Genomic DNA, 17,308 nt, shown 5'->3' with positions numbered 1-17,308 from the left:
CCCCTGCTCATACGCATTCGCATACGCATACGCATACGCATACGCATTCGCCAAGGAAACGTCATGTCGACCTCATCAAGCTCTCGCTCGACGACGCCCGTGCTCCAAGCGCGCGGCCTCGTGAAGCGCTACGGACAAGTGACCGCGCTCGACGGCTGTGATTTCGAAGTCATGCCCGGCGAGATTCTCGCCGTGATCGGCGACAACGGCGCCGGCAAGTCCTCACTGATCAAAGCGCTTTCGGGCGCCACCGTCCCCGACGAGGGCGAGTTGCTGCTCGATGGCGTGCCCGTGAAGTTTCGCAGCCCGCTCGATGCGCGCGAGAAAGGCATCGAAACCGTTTATCAAGAATTGGCCGTCGCACCCGCGATGACGATCGCAGAGAACCTGTTTCTCGGACGCGAACGACGTTTGCCGGGCTGGCGCGGCGCGTTGCTGAAGATGATCGACAAGCGGCGCATGCTCGAAGAAGCGACCTCGCACATGAAGGATCTGCAGATCGGCATTCGCTCGATGCGGCAACCGGTCGAGACGCTGTCGGGTGGGCAGCGCCAAGGCGTTGCCGTGGCGCGTAGCGCGGCATTCGCTCGGCACGTAGTCATCCTCGACGAGCCCACGGCCGCGCTCGGCGTCAAGGAAGGCAACATGGTGCTCGAACTGATTCGACGCGTGCGCGATCGTGGCCTACCCGTCATCCTCATCAGCCACAACATGCCGCATGTGTTCGAAATCGCCGATCGCATTCATATTCAGCGGCTCGGGCGACGCGCGGCGCTCGTCGATACGAAGGACATTCATATGTCCGACGCCGTCGCGATCATGACGGGTGCGAAGCAGGCCGACGTCCGGGCCATCGCATGACGGCTTGCGCGCGGCGTTGCGTGACGCTTCGCGCAATGCTTCATCAGGCGGATGCCGACGCATGAGGATCTTTTGAAATGAACGAGCGAACGCAACCGCACGCCGCGAGAACGGTCGGCTCGAACCAAGTCGGCATGCGGCAGTTCAACGAGCGCATCGTGCTGCAAGCGGTTCGCTTGCATGGGCCATTGCCGAAAGCCGACGTCGCGCGGCTGACGCGGCTCAGCATGCAAAGCGTGTCGATGATCGTCGATCGGCTCATCGACGACGGCTTGCTCGCCAAGCAAGCGCGGGTGCGCGGGCGCATCGGGCAACCGTCGGTGCCGATCGCGCTGCGGCCCGAAGGCGCGTACACGATCGGCATCAAGGTCGGGCGCCGCAGTCTCGACGTGCTGGCGATGGATTTCACGGGGCATGTCTGCACGCGCGACGTGCTCGACTACGCGTACCCCGATCCCGATCTGCTGTTTCCCGCGTTGGAGAGCAAGATCGCGCGTGTGACCGATTCGCTCGGCGCCAACGCCGGCAAGGTCGTTGGAGTCGGTGTGGCCGCGCCGCTTTGGCTCGGCGGCTGGCGCGACTTTCTGGGTGCGCCGCCGGCTGCGCTCGAAGCGTGGAATGCGATCGATATTCGAACGCGGATCGCCGCGATGACGGGCTTGCCCGTCGAGTTCGCGAAAGACACGACGGCCGCTTGCGCCGCCGAACTCGTCATGGGCCAAGGGCGCGGCATTCGTTCGTTCCTGTATTTGTTCGTCGGCACGTTCATCGGCGGCGGCTTGGTCATCGACGGACGCTTGCACGGCGGGCCACATGGGAATGCCGGCGCGGTCGGCTCCATGCCCCTCTCGCTCGGCAACGGACATGCGCCGCGGCAACTGCTGCATACAGCGTCGGGGTTCGTGCTCGAGCAGCGGTTCGTCGCGGCAGGCGCGCCGACGGCCGCCGCACACGATCATCGCGCGCTCGGCGCAGACCTGTGGGCCATCACGGAACGGTGGCTCGACGAAGCCTGCCCGGCGATCGCGATGACGATCGCCACTTCCACGGCATTGCTCGATTTGGAGGCCGTCGTCATCGACGGCGAGATCGATCGGCAACTCGTGCGCGAAATCATTCGTCGCACGCAGGGCGCGCTCGATCGCATCGAGTGGGAAGGGATGGTCAGGCCGCAGTTGATCGAAGGGACGATCGGTGCCGATGCGCGAGCGATGGGCGGCGCGATTTTGCCGCTTTACGCGCATTTCGCGCCGATGCATGAGTTGTTTCTGAAGGATTAGGCGTCCGACGTTCTTGGGCTCGCATCGCACTATGTGAGCCACCGTCACGCTATCGGACACCTCCTCTCGGTCCTGCGTTGCATGCCCAAGCCGTCGGGACTAGGGTATCGGGACGACAACGTACTGCACGTTTCACGCGCGAGGAATCTCGCGAGATGCGCGCGGCCGAAGGGGCGCGCACGCTCATCGACCCGCGGACCGTTCCGATATGCCCAACGCCAGCTACTCCAATCAGGTGCCCAAGTATCAGCGGCGCATGACGCAGCGGCCCATGACAGCCAACAAGGCAAAGCCGGGCGAAGCGGCACATGAATTGCAACACCGCGCCAACGTCACGAATTTGAGCTACGCCAAACCGAAGCCGTCGAAGGTTCGGGGGCCGCTGCCTCCCGCGGGGCAGCGTAATACGCGGATGGCGAAGGCGCTTTTATATGGGATGGCGCTCAACTATTTCGTCGGTGTCAGCGCCGCGGTGAACACCCCGCTGTTTCCTCTGGTCTCGGAATCGGACGAGGCGCCCCGATCGAGAGCCAGGCAAACGGACGACGCTACGCCGACGGGCGAAGGACACGCAGCGGACGCCTCGGTCGCGGCCCCTCGCGGGCCGCTGTCATCGGTCTTGAATATGGGAGGCGCCCCGTCCGCTCCTCTCGCGTCGGAATCCGGCGTGGAGTCTCAATCGACGGCGGAACTAAAAAGCAGTCCCGATCCAATACGAGTTCCGCGTAGCGCTGATCTTCACGATGGCCACGCTCATCACCACAACCGCCGTCGCGGCGACGACCACCGGGATCCGGAGGAACCGCATCCCCGCCGTCGCGGCAACGCGCACCACCATCATCATCCCCCGACCTATGACGCCGCGGGCTATCCGATTCGTCATGGTTTGCAAAATGCCACCAACTACCCAGCCGAGCGGTTGAGCGAATACATGCAGGACTTAATCAACGCAGTGGAGTCTTTCGAATCGGCAATCACACCGGCATTGCGGAAATTGGGATTCGAGCCTGACGAGCTGCTGCCGGTTGGCACCGTTCATCTCGGTCAATTAGATGTTGCGGGCGGTATGCAGAACAGGATGATGACGGCGGTTGAGATCGCCGAACACTTTACGACAACGGAAAGACACGGGCTTGATATTTTAGGGCAATCGGAAAGGGCCAATAAATTGATAAAACAACTCAAAGGAAAGAAAAAGCATAAACCCAAAAATTTCTTCGAAAGAGAAGCGCTCAATCCGCTCAAGCATAAATTCAACAAAATAGGTAGAAAAACCATTCTCGAAAGACTTGCTGCATTCGGAATCAATGACGACGACACAGCAACCCTGAAACGCGTCTACGCCCGGGGGCGTGTTAATGCCAATATTGGAGCATTACAGGATCGTGTTACCGGAGATCTCGGGAGCATAATAGAAGTAGAAAAGAACGGAGAAATTCAGCGTTTTGCCGTCGTACCCCATAACCCAGATTTGATAGTTCGTATCTCCGCCAACCATGAACAGTGGCAACGATGGATGAAGGAAACAGGAAAAACATTATTTTTCAAAAATCCTGGCACCCTGCCGGCTCACGTACACTTCTTCATCGATAAAGTGGAAAGAGACAAGCACGATCGTCGAAACCCCAGCGCCTTTTATGCTGTCGAAGACATACTCAAACCAATTGTCGAAAATACAGTACAGCACATGTCCAACCTCGTAACCAATGAAACGCCATTCGAGGAAGCCATGCATACGATCGTGGGTCTTTACATCCCATACTACGACTTCGGGAGAGCTACTCTGCAAGGAGACTTTAAGAGCGCATATCTTTTCTTAGGCTTCGAACTCATTCCTTATGGAGCCGAAGGAGCGAAATTGCTCGTCAAAGCGAGCTTCAGGGGAGCACGCCTCGGCAGCGCAAGCAGAACGATAGTCGACGATGTGATCCCCGAAGCTTACGGCAAGATGAAAGATGTGAATGGCATGGGAATCTTGAACAAGGGCGTCAAGCCAGCCGGGCGAATGGCGGTCGATAGAGAAGATGAACTCAACTCGAACACATAGCGCGCCCCGTCTTGCTCATCTTCTTGGCTGCGCTTGCTCGACACTCAACGCTCCACAAGAGCCCCGTTCCATCGGCTATCGCGAGCTATTCGCCTCGCCCGCGTCCTGCTGCGCGCGGGAATTCATGCACTTGATGGTGCAAATCACTCATCAGATGCCACGATATAACGCAGCACCTCCTCAGTCCGCCCGCCCGACACGAGCTGTTCCGCCGTCTTGTACGCGAATTCCGAGAGCGGTTCGTTGCGATACCAAAACAATGCTTGCTTCACACAGCCGTGCACATCGGTGGCCGCGCGAATCACGCGCAACGCCTCGCGCAGAAAGCGCTGCACGCTCTCGGATGCAGGCGTGCGGCTCAGCGTATTGCGATGCACGCCGGCCTGCCTGGCCAGCGTTTGCATGTCGATGTGCAGCGCTTCCGAGAAACGCCGTGCCGAAACGATCGGTGCGGCGAAAGCAGGATCATGCAGCGAACTCATGAATTGCTCGAAGCTTGCGCGTTGCTCGAAGCTTGCGCGTTGCAGGATGTCATCCACGGCGACCGTCGAATTCATCTCTTCTACCTCTCATCCTTCGTGCGCGCACCGCGCACAGGCAGAGCATTGATCGCACGCGCGCATACGCGTCGCATGCCTTGTCGATCCAAGACGCGCCGCCCCCGCGCGAGCGGGAGCGGCGCGCTGCGTCACTGCTTGGCGACTTGCTGCGTATTGCTCTTATCGCTCTTATCGCTCGTCTTACTCGCATCGCTCGATTTCATGCCGCCCCAGCCGCCGCCCAACGCGCGAATGAGGCTCACGGTCGCCACGGCCTGCGATCCGGCCAACTGGCTCGCCTGACGTTGCGCCTGCAGCACCGTGCGCTCACTATCGAGCACGTCGAGATAATTGATCTCGCCTTCGCGATACTGCGCTTCCGACAGATGCTCGGCTCGCGCGGCCGCATTGACCGCATCGTTTTGCGCACGGATCTGGTCGTCGAGCAACCGCAGATCGGAGAGACTATCCTCCACCTCGCGGAATGCGGTCAGCACTTTCGAGCGATAGTTCGCCACCTGCTCGTCGTATTGCGCCCTCGCCTGCGCCAATTCCGCCTTGCGGCGGCCGGCGTCGAAGATCGGCAGCGTCAGCGCCGTGCCCGCGAACGGCCCGAGCAGGAACGTGCGGCTCGACCATTCGAATAGCTGACTCAAGCCCGCCGACTCATACCCGAATGCGCCCGTGATATCGAGCTGCGGGAAAAACGCCGATTTCGCGAGGCCGACGCGTGCGTTCGCCGCGGCCATCGCGCGCTCGGCAGCCGAGATGTCGGGACGCCGTTCGAGCAGCGCGGAAGGCAATCCCACCGGCACGCGTGCCAACACCGGCACGAGCGGCTGTTGCGGGAACGAGAACTCGGCCGGCGGCTTGCCGAGCAGCACGGCAAGCGCATGTTCGGCCGACGCACGCTGACGCTCGACGCCTGCGGCTTCCGCTCGTGCGGTCGCGAGCGAATTGGTCGCTTGCTGAAGATCGAGTTCGCTGACTTCGCCCGCGTCGTAGCGATGCTTGACGAGCTTGAGCCCTTCTTCACGCGACGTCACGGTGCGTCGATACAAATCCTGCTCCGTATCGAGTTCGCGCAGCGAGAAGTAATTCGATGCGACATCGGCCTGCAATGCAAGCTGCACCGAGCGGAACAGCGCCTCGCTCTGCTGCGAGTCGGCACGCACGGCGGCGACGTTGTCGCTCACGCGGCCGAACAACGGGGCTTCGTACGACGCAGTCGCCTGCGCGCGCCAGAGCGTCATCGGCGGCAAGTACGCGTTTTCCGGCAGCATCTGCGACGCGGGCGAAACGCGTTCGCGCGTCGGGCCGAAACCGGCATCGAGTTCAGGGAGCCAAGCCGAGCGCGCGGCATTGAGCCCGGCGCGCGCTTCGCGCACGCGTGCGGCAGCCGCCTTCAAGTCTTGGTTCGCCGAAAGCGCTTCGTCTTCGAGCTTGTTCAGCGTCGCGTCATCGAAGATCGTCCACCATTGACCACGCTCGAGCGCTTCCGAGGGCTGAGCGTTCTTCCACGTACCCGCCTCTTGAGCCGGCAGCAGCGCTTCCTTGAACGCAGCAGGCGTATCGACGTCGGGCCGCTTATAGGTGGGCCCGACCGAGCAAGCGGCGACGAGCGTCATCAAGAACACGCCCGCCAACGCGCGCTGTACCAGGCGCGGAGCGCCGGTAACCGAATCAAACCGTTTCATCGTTATGTTTCTCCTGGGCCTCAAGCGTCCGTCAACTCGGGTTCGAGGTCCGATTCCTTGTTCGAGTCCTTGCCCGCCACGTGGATCTTGCCGCCCGCCAGCGTGCGCAGCACCACATAGAAGACCGGCGTCAGCATGAGGCCGAACAGCGTCACGCCCAGCATCCCGAAGAACACCGCGATACCCATCGCATGGCGCATCTCGGAGCCGGCACCCGTCGACAGCACGAGCGGTACGACACCCATGATGAACGCGATCGACGTCATCAAGATCGGGCGCAGCCGCAGCCGGCTCGCCTCGATCGCCGCGGCAATCGGCGTGCGGCCGTCGTGTTCGAGTTCGCGTGCGAATTCGACGATCAGAATCGCGTTCTTCGACGCCAGCCCCACGAGCACCATCAAGCCGATCTGCGTGAAGATGTTGTTGTCGCCTCGCAGCAACCACACGCCCGTCAACGCGGACAACATGCTCATCGGCACGATCAAGATGACAGCGAGCGGCAACGTCAAGCTCTCATAGAGCGCGGCCAGCACGAGGAACACGAGCAGCACGCTGATCGGGAACACCCAGATCGCGGAATTGCCGGCCAACACCTGCTGATAGGTCAAATCCGTCCATTCGAACTTCACGCCGCGCGGCAGGACTTCCTTCGCGATGCGCTCGATTGCCGACTGCGCTTGGCCCGACGAGTAGCCCGGCGCGGGACCGCCGTTGATGTCGGCCGCCGTATAGCCGTTGTAGCGTACGACCATTTCAGGACCGAACGTCGGCGTCACCTTCACGAGCGACGAAAGCGGCACCATCTCGCCGGAGGCGTTACGCGTCTTCAACTGCAAGATGTCGTCCGGATGCGCGCGGAACGGTGCATCGGCCTGCACGCGCACTTGATATACGCGACCGAAACGGTTGAAGTCGTTCACGTACAGCGAGCCGAGATAGATCTGCATCGTATCGAAGACGTCGGTCACCGATACGCCGAGCTGCTTCGCCTTCACGCGGTCGAGATCGACGTTCAATTGCGGCACGTTGATCTGATAGCTCGTGAAGAGCGGACCCAGTTCGGGTGCTTGCTGTGCGCGCTTGATGAACGCCTGCGTCGCTTCGTCGAGTTGCGCGTAGCCGAGCGCGCCGCGATCCTCGAGTTGCAGCTTGAAGCCGCCCAACGTACCCAGGCCGAGCACCGGCGGCGGCGGGAACACGGCGACGAACGCCCCCTTGATCCCCGCATATTGCTGATTCAGCGCCCCCGCGATCGCACCGGCCGACAATGCTTTCGAGCCGCGGTCCTTGAACGGCTTGAGCGTGACGAACACAATGCCGGCGCTCGAACTATTCGTGAAGCCGTTCACCGACAAACCGGGGAACGCGACGGCGTGCTCGACGCCCGGCTGCTTCAACGCGGTATCGCCCATTTCGCGGATGACGCCCTCGGTGCGATCGAGCGTTGCGCCGTTCGGCAATTGCGCGAATGCGATCAGATACTCCTTGTCCTGCGCGGGCACGAAGCCACCCGGCACGACGTGCGTGATCAACACCGTCGCACCGAGCAACACCGCATAGACGCCGAGCATGAGCGACTTGCGACCGAGCACGCTCGTCACGCCACGGCTGTACGATTGCGAGCCGCGCTTGAATACCTTGTTGAATTGCCGGAAGAAGCCGCCGAAAACACGGTCCATCGCACGCGTGAGCCAATCTTTCGGCGCATCGTGTCCGCGCAACAAGATCGAGCAAAGCGCCGGCGACAACGTCAGCGAGTTGAACGCCGAGATCACCGTCGAGATCGCGATCGTCATCGCGAACTGTTTATAGAACTGGCCCGTCAACCCGCTCATGAAGGCGAGCGGCACGAACACGGCGACGAGCGTCAGCGCAATCGCGATAATTGGCCCGCTCACCTCGCGCATCGCTCGATAAGTGGCCGCTCTCGCACTCAAGCCCGACGAGATGTTGCGCTCCACGTTTTCGACGACGACGATCGCATCGTCGACGACGATCCCGATCGCGAGCACCATCCCGAACAGCGACAACGCATTGATCGAAAAGCCGAACGCGAGCAGCAGCGAAAACGTCCCCACGATCGACACGGGCACCGCCACGAGCGGAATGATCGACGCGCGCCACGTTTGCAAGAACACGATCACGACGATGACGACGAGCGAGATCGCTTCGAGCAACGTATGGATCACGGCCTCGATACTCGAACGCACGAACTGCGTCGGGTCATAGACGATGCTGTAATCGACACCGGCCGGGAAGTCCTTCTTCAGCTCGGCCATGTCCTGGCGAACCTGATCGGAAATCGCGAGCGAGTTCGCGCCGGGTTGTTGGTTGATACCGAGCGCGACGGCCGATTTGTTGTCGAGCAGCGAGCGCAAGCCGTACTCGGAGGCGGCCAGTTCGACGCGCGCGACGTCGCGCAGATACGTCACACCGCCGTCGGGCGTGGTCTTGACCACGATCGCACCGAACTGCTCCGAGGTTTGCAAGCGGCCGCGCGCATTGACCGACAACTGCAGCGGCACGCCCGGCACCGACGGCGACCCGCCGATCACGCCCGCCGCCACTTGCACGTTCTGCTCGCGAATCGCATTGACGACGTCGCTCGCGGTCAGATTGCGCTCGGCCAGCTTGTTCGGATCGAGCCAGATTCGCATCGCGTAATCGCCGGCGCCCCAGAGCTGGACTTCGCCGACACCCGAGATCCGCTCGAGCCGATCCTTGACGTTGAGCAGCGCGTAGTTGCGCAGATACGTCATGTCGTAGCGGTTATCGGGCGAGATCAAGTGCACGACCATCGTCAGCGTGGGCGAGCTCTTGATCGTCGTCACGCCGAGCCGCTGCACGTCGTCGGGCAAACGTGGCAATGCTTGCGAGACGCGGTTCTGCACGAGCTGCTGCGCCTTGTCCGGATCGGTGCCGAGCTTGAACGTGACGGTCAGCGTCAAGTTGCCGTCGCTGTTCGCTTGCGCCTGCATGTAGAGCATGTTCTCGACGCCGTTGATCTGCTCTTCGAGCGGCGAGGCCACGGTCTCCGCAATCACCTTCGGGTTCGCGCCCGGATACTGGGCATGAACGATGACCGACGGCGGGACGACCTCGGGGTACTCGGAGATCGGCAACTGGAACAGCGAGATCACGCCGGCCAGCAGGATCAAGACCGACAGTACCCCCGCAAAGATAGGTCGGTCGATAAAAAACTTTGAAATGTTCATGTCGCGTTCTGAGTGTCTCAGGAATTCTTCGATTGGCCAGCGCCAGCTTGGCCCGCATCGGCGCTCGCGCTGCCGTCGCTACCGCCCATCGGATCGTCGGTCATCGGCACCATGTGCGGCCGTATCGTCTGGCCCGGACGCACACGCTGAACGCCGTTGACGACGATGCGGTCGGTGGCGCTCAGGCCCGCCGTGATGACGCGCAAATTGCCGTGCTCGCTGCCGAGCTTCACTTCGCGGTATGCCACGCGGCCTTGCGCGTCGACGGCGAGCACGAACTTCTTGTCTTGATCGGTGCCGATCGCGGCTTCGTCGATCAAGAGCGCCGCGTGCGGTTCGCCGCCGCCCACCTTGACGCGCGCGTACAGACCCGGCACGAGCGTGCCGTCCGCATTGTCGAAGCGCGCACGCACGCGAATCGTGCCCGACGACGTATCGAGCCGATTGTCGATCGACGCGATCGAGCCTTTGCGCGAGTAGCCCGTCTCGTTTGCAAGCCCGAGGTCCACCGGCACGTTCGTGCCGTTGCGAGCGCGCCCGATGTACTGCAGGTACGTTTGCTCGTCGACGTCGAACGACGCGTAGATCGGCGACACCGAGACGAGCGTCGTCAACGGCGCTGCATTCGCGCCCGACGAGACGACGTTGCCCACTGTGATCTCAGCGCGGGAAACACGGCCGGCGACGGGTGCGACGATCGTCGTGTAGCCGAGATTGATCTGCGCCGTCTCGAGCGCGGCCTGTGCCGCTTTCACGTCCGCGGCCGATTGCAGCGCGGTGTTTTGCTTCTCGTCGTAATCGCGCTTGGCGATCGCGTTGTCGGCCATCAGGCGCTGCGCGCGCTGCCAGTCGGTTTGCGCGTAGCTGTCGCGCGCCTGAGCCGAGGCAAGCTGCGCTTTGGCGCGATCGACTTCGGCCGCATACGGACGCTGATCGATGACGAACAGCGTCTGCCCCTTCTTGACGAGCGAGCCGTCCTTGAAGTCGACCGCCACGATCGTGCCCGACACTTGCGGACGAATCTCCACTTTGTCGACGGCCTCGAGCCGGCCCGAGTAGGTTTGCCAATCGGTGACGGTTTTGTTCAGCACCGTAGCCACGTCGACCTCGGGTGCCATCGGTGCCGCTTGCGCAGGCGCGCTCGCATCCACGCGAATCGCGCTGAACGCGCCGATGCCGGCAACCACCACTACGGCAAGGACCGCATAGGCGATGCGAGTACGGGAAAGAGGTTTCTTGGACATTGTCGAGGCTCCGGTGTGTGACTTATATGACTTGTTGTATGACGTTCGAGATCAACCGACTGTGACAGCGCGCGGGTCGAGGTGACACTCGAAAAACCGCACGGCGTCCTGCAAAGCGAGCGGATCGTACGCGATTCGCTCGTGCGTCGCATTGGAATAGCGCATGACCTGCGTCGGCACGCCCGCGCAGATCAGCCGCGAGGCATAGGTTTCCGCTTCGACGTGCAGGACGTCGTTGCGCGCCGTCGCGATGAACGCGGGCGGCAACCCCGCAAGCCGCGCCGATTCGAGCGGTGCCGCGTACGGATGCATGCGCTGCGAAGCCTTCGGCAGGTACGCGCGATAACTCGCGAGGCACTGGCCCGGCGAGATGTCCGAATCCACGACGCGCTCGTCGGCCAGGCACGTCATGCTCGGATCGAGCATCGGGCTGAACAGCGCGACCGCGCCGATACGGACGTCGCCACGATCGCGCGCCATGAACGCGAGCCCGTTCGCGACGTGTCCGCCCGCGCAATGCCCCGCCGCCAGCAGCCGCTTGCCGTCGCCGCCGATCGCCTTGCCGGCGCCTTCGGCCCAGCGTGCGGCGCGATAGGCGTCTTCGAGGGCCGCCGGAAACGGATGCTTGGGCGCGAGCGAATAACCTACGGATATGACCAATACCGGGAGATGCGCGGCAAAATGCCGAGCGGCGAAGTCGGCATCGTCGAGCGATCCACCGACGAATGCCCCGCCATGAAAATAAAGCATGACCGGCAATGAACGTACACTGGCCCGGCGATAAAGCCGTACCCGAATATTGCTTTCATACCCTGCAATCTGTGCCTCGTTGACTTCGAGCGGCTCAGCGCTCCAAGGCGATCCCGCCATGAGACTACGGGAATGCGTAACTCGCATGTTCGAACGCGCAAAGCGCAGCAGTTTCACGATGCCACGCATTGTGTGTTCGGCAGAGATCCGGATAAATGCCTATAATCCGGCAACACAATTCACTGCGTCCGAACAATTGATCCCATTAGTTGGGAGCGCTCTCGGGAGCCCCGGCGCGCAAGGGCGGTGAATCAATTATCGGAGAATGAAGATGGATCGCCTTCAGGCCATGCAAGTCTTCACACGTGTGGTCGACACGAACAGCTTCACGAAAGCTGCGGAAACGCTCGATCTGCCGCGTGCGTCGGTTACGACGATCATCCAAAATCTGGAGGCGTACCTCAGCGTGCGGCTCATGCACCGCACGACGCGGCGCTTGAGCCTGACGCCGGACGGCGCCGCCTATTATGAACGCTGCGTGCGCATTCTGGCAGACGTCGACGAAACGGAGAGCAGCCTGCAAAACGGCAGCAAGAAGCCGAGCGGCAAATTGCGCGTCGACATGCCGGGCTCGATCGGCCGCACGATCGTCATTCCCGCGCTTTGCGAATTCCACACGCGCTATCCGGATATCGACCTGCAGCTCGGGTTCTCCGATCGGCCCGTCGATCTACTGCAAGAGGGCGTCGATTGCGTGATTCGCGTCGGCGCGCTGCAGGATTCGTCGCTCGTCGCACGCCGGATCGGATTGTTCGAAGGCGTCACGTGCGCCTCGCCCGACTACCTCGCGCGCGCGGGCGAGCCGCGCACGCTCGACGAACTGAGCCAATATCAGGCCGTCAATTACTTCTCGAGCCGAACGGGTCGCATCATCGATTGGTCGTTTCTCGTCGACGGCAAGGAAGTCGAGGTGAAAATGCCCGGCTCGGTGTCCGTCAACGACGCGGATGCCTATCTGACCTGCGCAATCGAGGGCTTCGGTCTCATTCAAGGGCCGTTGTACATGGTGTTGCCGCATCTGCGATCGGGCGCGCTCAAAGAAGTGCTGCCTGAGTGGAAGCCGTTGCCGATGCCGATTTCGACCGTCTATCCGCACAGCCGCCATCTTTCGCCGAAGGTGCGCGTATTCGTCGACTGGGTGGCTGAAGTGTTCGACCGCTGCCCGTTGCTGAGCGGGCGGCAAAGCCTCGATGCGATCTGCAGCAAGCGTACGCCCGAGGAACGCGAGAGCGCACCCGCGCTCGATACGCCCGTACTGACGGAGTGGGTTGCCTAGATAGCGGCCAACTCGGGGCCCGGCCGGATTGTTCCGCCGGGCCGACAAATTATTTCGCAAAATTCGGGTTTATCCCGATTCTGTAGACGCCTACATTTGCTCCTGTCGCAACGCCGATCACCGGCAACGCACCCGATAAGACAGGAGCAACATCATGAAGCGCACTCTCGCAGCCGCCCTTTTCGTTTCGCTTTTCGCCAGCACGGCTGCCTTCGCTGAAGGCAGCATCGGCCATAACGGTTCGTACAACGACCAATCGTGGATCGGCACGAGCACCAAGACGCGCGAACAAGTTCGTGCCGAACTCGTCGCTGCTGAGCGCGATGGCACGTTACCTGCTATGAACAAGCAAAGCTATCCGAACCTGAGTCTCGCGGGCCGAACGCAAGCGGCTCGTATCGCGTTGCGCGATGGCGATAACACGCATGTCGAACTCGCGCGCGCAGGAAACCAATAACCTTAGCAGTCCTAAATATAAGGAATCCTAAATGTTCGACCTCTCGCATTCCGTGCTCGATCATTGGGACAGCGACGCGCCGGTCTGGACGCCGTTCGCGCCGCGGCGGCAGCAAAACACCGCCGCCGCGGCCGATACGCTTACGGTTGCGGCACGCCGTTGCGCCACTCGCTCCAATGCGTCGCAATCGCCTGCACGAGCGGGTTACCCGCCAAGAACAGGTTCGAGATCGCCGGCGTGAAGCCGCCCTGCGCCGCGTAATTCAGCAGATTGTCGGCGCTCGTCTGGCCCGCATAGGGGCGATCGAAGTCAGAACCGGCGCGCAGGTCCGCCACGCGTGAGAGGTCGACGCGATGCGCATTCGCAGCGCGCGTCAAAGCCTCGAACGTCGCGTTGTCCTCTTGCTGCGTGGTGCAATAGGTTCCATTGCCGTCGGTCATGATCTTCATCCAGTCGCGTGCGCGCTGCCCAATATCCGTGCCCGAAAACCAGGTATCGCCTGCGAGCGTGTCGCATTGAATGACCGTGGGCGGCTGGTCGGCGGGCGCATAGCCGTATTTGGCGCGCGCGGCTTGCGCTTGCGGGCTGTCGGTCAGCACGACGTTGCGCGACAACGCATAGGCGGCATCGGCAAGATTCGCATTGAGTTGGAATACCTCCGTCTTGTAATCGAGCGGGGGCTTTTGGTTTGGATTCGTCGTGTTGATGCCGAGATAACCGGTGTTCCAACCCGGCGGAATCTCGCGTCCGTCGAGCTCCCATTGGATGCCGAAATCGACGAGGTATTTCGCCCATGCCGCGGAACCGAGCGTACCTCGAGCCGGATCGATGCCGGCAATACCGGCAATCAGGAAGTACGTGTGACGCAGATCGAACTGCGACGAGAACGCCAACGCCATCGTCGACGCCGCCGCGTTCGCGTGTCCCATACCGGTCGTCATCACGCAGATATCCTGCTTGTTGCACTGAACGTTGGGATAGTCGGGCGACAACCCCGCAACAGGGATCGACTCCCACGGACCGAGATGGTCGAGCCAGACCTGCCCTTCCGGCGCGAACATCGAAATAATCATGACTTTGACGTGCCGGCCGTGCGAAGCTTGGTCGGCGAAGCGGGTGTCGTTGTCCTGCGCACTCGAGGCCGTGGCCGCGCAGGCCGTCAGCGCGATGGCGCCGATCGACGAGAGGGTGCGAGTAAGCATGGGCGTCCTTTGGATTCGTCACTTGTTAGAGAGAACCGCTCGCTAGTACTGCGCGCGTCAGTATAGTGGGACGCCCATCCTCTCGTCATTGCTCGGTCGACGGTTTCTTGCCTGTCCCCTCCTCGTTGACAGGCTCTTCTCGTTTCTTATCGTCGATCCCCTTCGCTCCGTCGCTCGGCACGAGCACGTTGCGCAGCGGATTGGCGATAGCGATGCCGCGTTCGCGGAACCGCCCGGCGATGAGCCGATTGAACTCGCGCTGGATCGGCCAGCGCGCGGTATCGCGACATTGAACCTGGCCCACGAGCGTGATCATCGAGCCGTCCACTTGGTCGACGCCCCAGAAACTGAAGTCGCTGATGATGCCATCCTTGAATTTCGGATCTTCGCGCAATTGAGCGCCGATTTCGTTCAAGGTTTTCGTGGCGAGATCGATGTCCTGTCCATACGCAATGCTGACCTTGACCGCGGCGTTACCCAACCCTCGGTTCGAATTGGTCACCGTCGACACCGAACTGAACGGGACGGTATGCAGCGCACCGTCGCCGCCGCGCAGACGCACGGTGCGAATCGACAAGTACTCGACCGTTCCCGATACGCCCGCGAGCGTGACCCAATCGCCGACCTGCATCGCGTTCTCCATCAGCAGGAACATCCCCGTGATGAAGTCCTGCACGAGCTTTTGCGAACCGAAGCCGAGCGCCACCCCGAAAATGCTCGCGCCCGCGAGCAGCGGCCCGATGTTTACGCCGAGCTCGCTCAAGCCGGTCAGCCCGACGACGAGCGCAATGCCGACGAGCAACGCCGTGCGCAGCATCGGCAGCAACGTGCGCAAGCGCGCGGCGCGCATGAGATCGCCCGTATCGGTCCACCGGTGGAGCCGGCGTTCGATCGAAACGTTGATGGTCTCCCATACGAGCAGTGCGACGAATGCGGCAACGGCAACGGTCACGCACGCCGAAGCGAGTTTGCGCCCGACGAAGTTACCGGTAAACGCGCGCCACACGTGAATGTCCCACACCCACAAGACGAGCGCCGTTGCCGCGACGAGAATCACGAGCCAGGTCAACCGGCGCAGCAGCGGGTAGTAACGCTGTGCGCGCTGCAGCGCAATCGACGGCTTGGCCTCGTTCGGTGCCTTGAAAATGCGCCCGAGAATACCGAACGTGACGATCGCGACGACACGCGCGCCGACGAGAATCAACAGCGACAGCCCACCGTGCTCGAGCAGCGTTTCATAGCCGTTGCGCACGTCGAGCGCCCAAATGAACCAAAGCGCCATGACGAAAAACGCAGCGACGGCCGCCCACGTATCGGCCAACCAATTCGCCAGGAATCGGAACAGCCCCGAGCGCGCGTACTTCGATCGCATCCAATCAGCCACGGGCCGGCGAATCTGCAGGATCAGCACCACGATCATCACGTGACCGACGAGCGCCACGGCCTTCTCGATGCCATCGTGCGCGGCCGCCGTGAGGCCGAGCGACACCGGAGTCTCGGCCAATGCGACACCGACGCCGAGCACGATCACGAGGCGCAATACCCATGCTTCACCGAAGGCAGCCCACGCGTCGCCGAGCGGCAGCATGCGCAGCCTCGGCGCACCGCTAGCGAACAAAAACCCGCTCGCGAGCACGATCGCGCGCGCAACGGTATAGATCTCGATGACGGTTACGACGACATCGGCCTGCTGCGTTCCGTCGTCGGTCAGCAAGGACATCGCGACCAACGCCACGCCGACGAACGCCGCGAGCGGAATCGCTTCGAGCAACGTATGCAGGAGCGCGTAAGGCAGCCGTTGCAGCAGCGACCAGTGTCGGCCCGCATGAGCGGCATCGCGCTGATTGCGCGCCGCGCGCAATGCTTGCTCGTCGATACTCGTCGCGGGCACGTTCGCGTTGAGCGTGCTCACCGCCGCATCCGCCTCGGCATTGGCGTTGGCATTGGCATTGGCCGCTCGAGCATTCGCATCCGCCCCGCCATCCGCCTCGGCCTTGCCGACGGCCAAGACGGCTACTCGCTTGCGGAGCAGCCGCGTCAAGAGCCAACTCGCGAGCCACGCGGGAACGAATGTGGCGGCGAGCGTCCAGCCCAATTGCTCGAGCTGCGCGCGCCCTTCCGTGCTCGTCATCTCGTAGCTCCACCATGCGCGCACGGAACGCACGTCGAGCAATGCCGCCACCGAGTGGCGCAGCGACGCGCCGATCCTACGAATGTCGTGGACGGTCTGATGCGACACCTGGGACACGAGCCCATTAGACGCAATCGCCGACAACACCCCTGAAGCCGCGGACGACGATGCCGCCGCCGGTGCGCTAGCGACGGGCGGCGTCGCCAGCGCACCGGCCGCGGCGATGGCGCGCAACGTGTCTTCCATTTGCCCGCGCGAGGTCGGATTGCCGAGCACTTGCAGCGCGCGCTTGGCCTGCTCGGGCGTCAAGACGACAGTGGAAGGGTTGGAGACTGGCTTTGGCGACGCCGGTGCCGAAGCGGGCGCGGCATGCGCGAACGAAAAGCAAAACAATAAAAACAGCACACCGGTGGACAGTAATTTGCGCATAAAGACGTGAGGAAGAAATGCCAATGACGGAGAGAACGCGCCGCGGACAAGCCGCCGCGCGCGCTCGACCTCATGTGACACCGTTCTCGCCGGAACGATCCCGAGAGCGTGCAGCCGTTC

The 17,308-nt window shown here is 62.3% G+C and carries 12 protein-coding genes; 5 read left to right on the top strand and 7 right to left on the bottom strand.

Annotation, left to right across the window (positions count from 1 at the left end; translation table 11 throughout):
* Positions 1-63 precede the first annotated feature (63 nt).
* From J3485_RS21740 to J3485_RS21730, 3 genes are all read left to right on the top strand, one after another.
* Positions 64-861, top strand: coding sequence for an ATP-binding cassette domain-containing protein (locus tag J3485_RS21740; protein ID WP_206956388.1), 798 nt, complete (start codon positions 64-66; stop codon positions 859-861).
* 77 nt (positions 862-938) lie between these two features.
* Positions 939-2,141, top strand: a complete 1,203-nt coding sequence (locus tag J3485_RS21735; RefSeq protein WP_206956387.1) for an ROK family transcriptional regulator — start codon at positions 939-941, stop codon at positions 2,139-2,141.
* A gap of 271 nt (positions 2,142-2,412) precedes the next feature.
* On the top strand, positions 2,413-4,188 hold the full coding sequence (locus J3485_RS21730; RefSeq protein WP_206956386.1) for a hypothetical protein: 1,776 nt from the start codon (positions 2,413-2,415) through the stop codon (positions 4,186-4,188).
* 143 nt (positions 4,189-4,331) lie between these two features.
* On the opposite strand, the gene J3485_RS21725 is transcribed toward J3485_RS21730, so the two are convergent.
* The 5 genes from J3485_RS21725 to J3485_RS21705 form a co-directional block, all read right to left on the bottom strand.
* Complete coding sequence (locus J3485_RS21725; protein WP_242538881.1) at positions 4,332-4,745, bottom strand: DUF2384 domain-containing protein; 414 nt, start codon at positions 4,743-4,745, stop codon at positions 4,332-4,334.
* Between the two features lie 131 nt (positions 4,746-4,876).
* Positions 4,877-6,424: an efflux transporter outer membrane subunit gene (locus J3485_RS21720; RefSeq protein ID WP_206956385.1), complete on the bottom strand. Its 1,548-nt coding sequence runs from the start codon at positions 6,422-6,424 to the stop codon at positions 4,877-4,879.
* Positions 6,425-6,444: 20 nt separating this feature from the next.
* A complete protein-coding gene (locus J3485_RS21715) occupies positions 6,445-9,639 on the bottom strand; it encodes an efflux RND transporter permease subunit (RefSeq protein ID WP_206956384.1) in 3,195 nt (1,064 codons plus the stop codon).
* Positions 9,640-9,656: 17 nt separating this feature from the next.
* Complete coding sequence (locus J3485_RS21710) at positions 9,657-10,883, bottom strand: efflux RND transporter periplasmic adaptor subunit (protein WP_206956383.1); 1,227 nt, start codon at positions 10,881-10,883, stop codon at positions 9,657-9,659.
* Between the two features lie 51 nt (positions 10,884-10,934).
* A complete protein-coding gene (locus J3485_RS21705) occupies positions 10,935-11,780 on the bottom strand; it encodes an alpha/beta hydrolase (protein WP_206958271.1) in 846 nt (281 codons plus the stop codon).
* A gap of 184 nt (positions 11,781-11,964) precedes the next feature.
* On the opposite strand from J3485_RS21705, the gene J3485_RS21700 reads away from it, so the two are divergent.
* Entirely contained in the window at positions 11,965-12,969 is a 1,005-nt protein-coding gene (locus tag J3485_RS21700) for a LysR family transcriptional regulator (protein WP_206956382.1), read from the top strand.
* Between the two features lie 154 nt (positions 12,970-13,123).
* A complete protein-coding gene (locus tag J3485_RS21695; RefSeq protein WP_206956381.1) occupies positions 13,124-13,426 on the top strand; it encodes a DUF4148 domain-containing protein in 303 nt (100 codons plus the stop codon).
* A 140-nt stretch (positions 13,427-13,566) separates the two neighbouring features.
* On the opposite strand, the gene J3485_RS21690 is transcribed toward J3485_RS21695, so the two are convergent.
* Positions 13,567-14,628 (bottom strand): purine-nucleoside phosphorylase, encoded by a 1,062-nt coding sequence (locus J3485_RS21690; RefSeq protein ID WP_206956380.1) that lies wholly within the window; start codon positions 14,626-14,628, stop codon positions 13,567-13,569.
* Positions 14,629-14,713: 85 nt separating this feature from the next.
* Positions 14,714-17,188 (bottom strand): mechanosensitive ion channel domain-containing protein, encoded by a 2,475-nt coding sequence (locus J3485_RS21685; RefSeq protein ID WP_206956379.1) that lies wholly within the window; start codon positions 17,186-17,188, stop codon positions 14,714-14,716.
* Between the last annotated feature and the right edge of the window lie 120 nt (positions 17,189-17,308).

The sequence above is a fragment of the Trinickia acidisoli genome (assembly GCF_017315725.1).
Taxonomy (GTDB): Bacteria; Pseudomonadota; Gammaproteobacteria; order Burkholderiales; family Burkholderiaceae; genus Trinickia; species Trinickia acidisoli.
The sequence above is the reverse complement of the archived record's forward strand: the minus strand, read 5'-3'. Positions and strand labels throughout refer to the sequence as shown.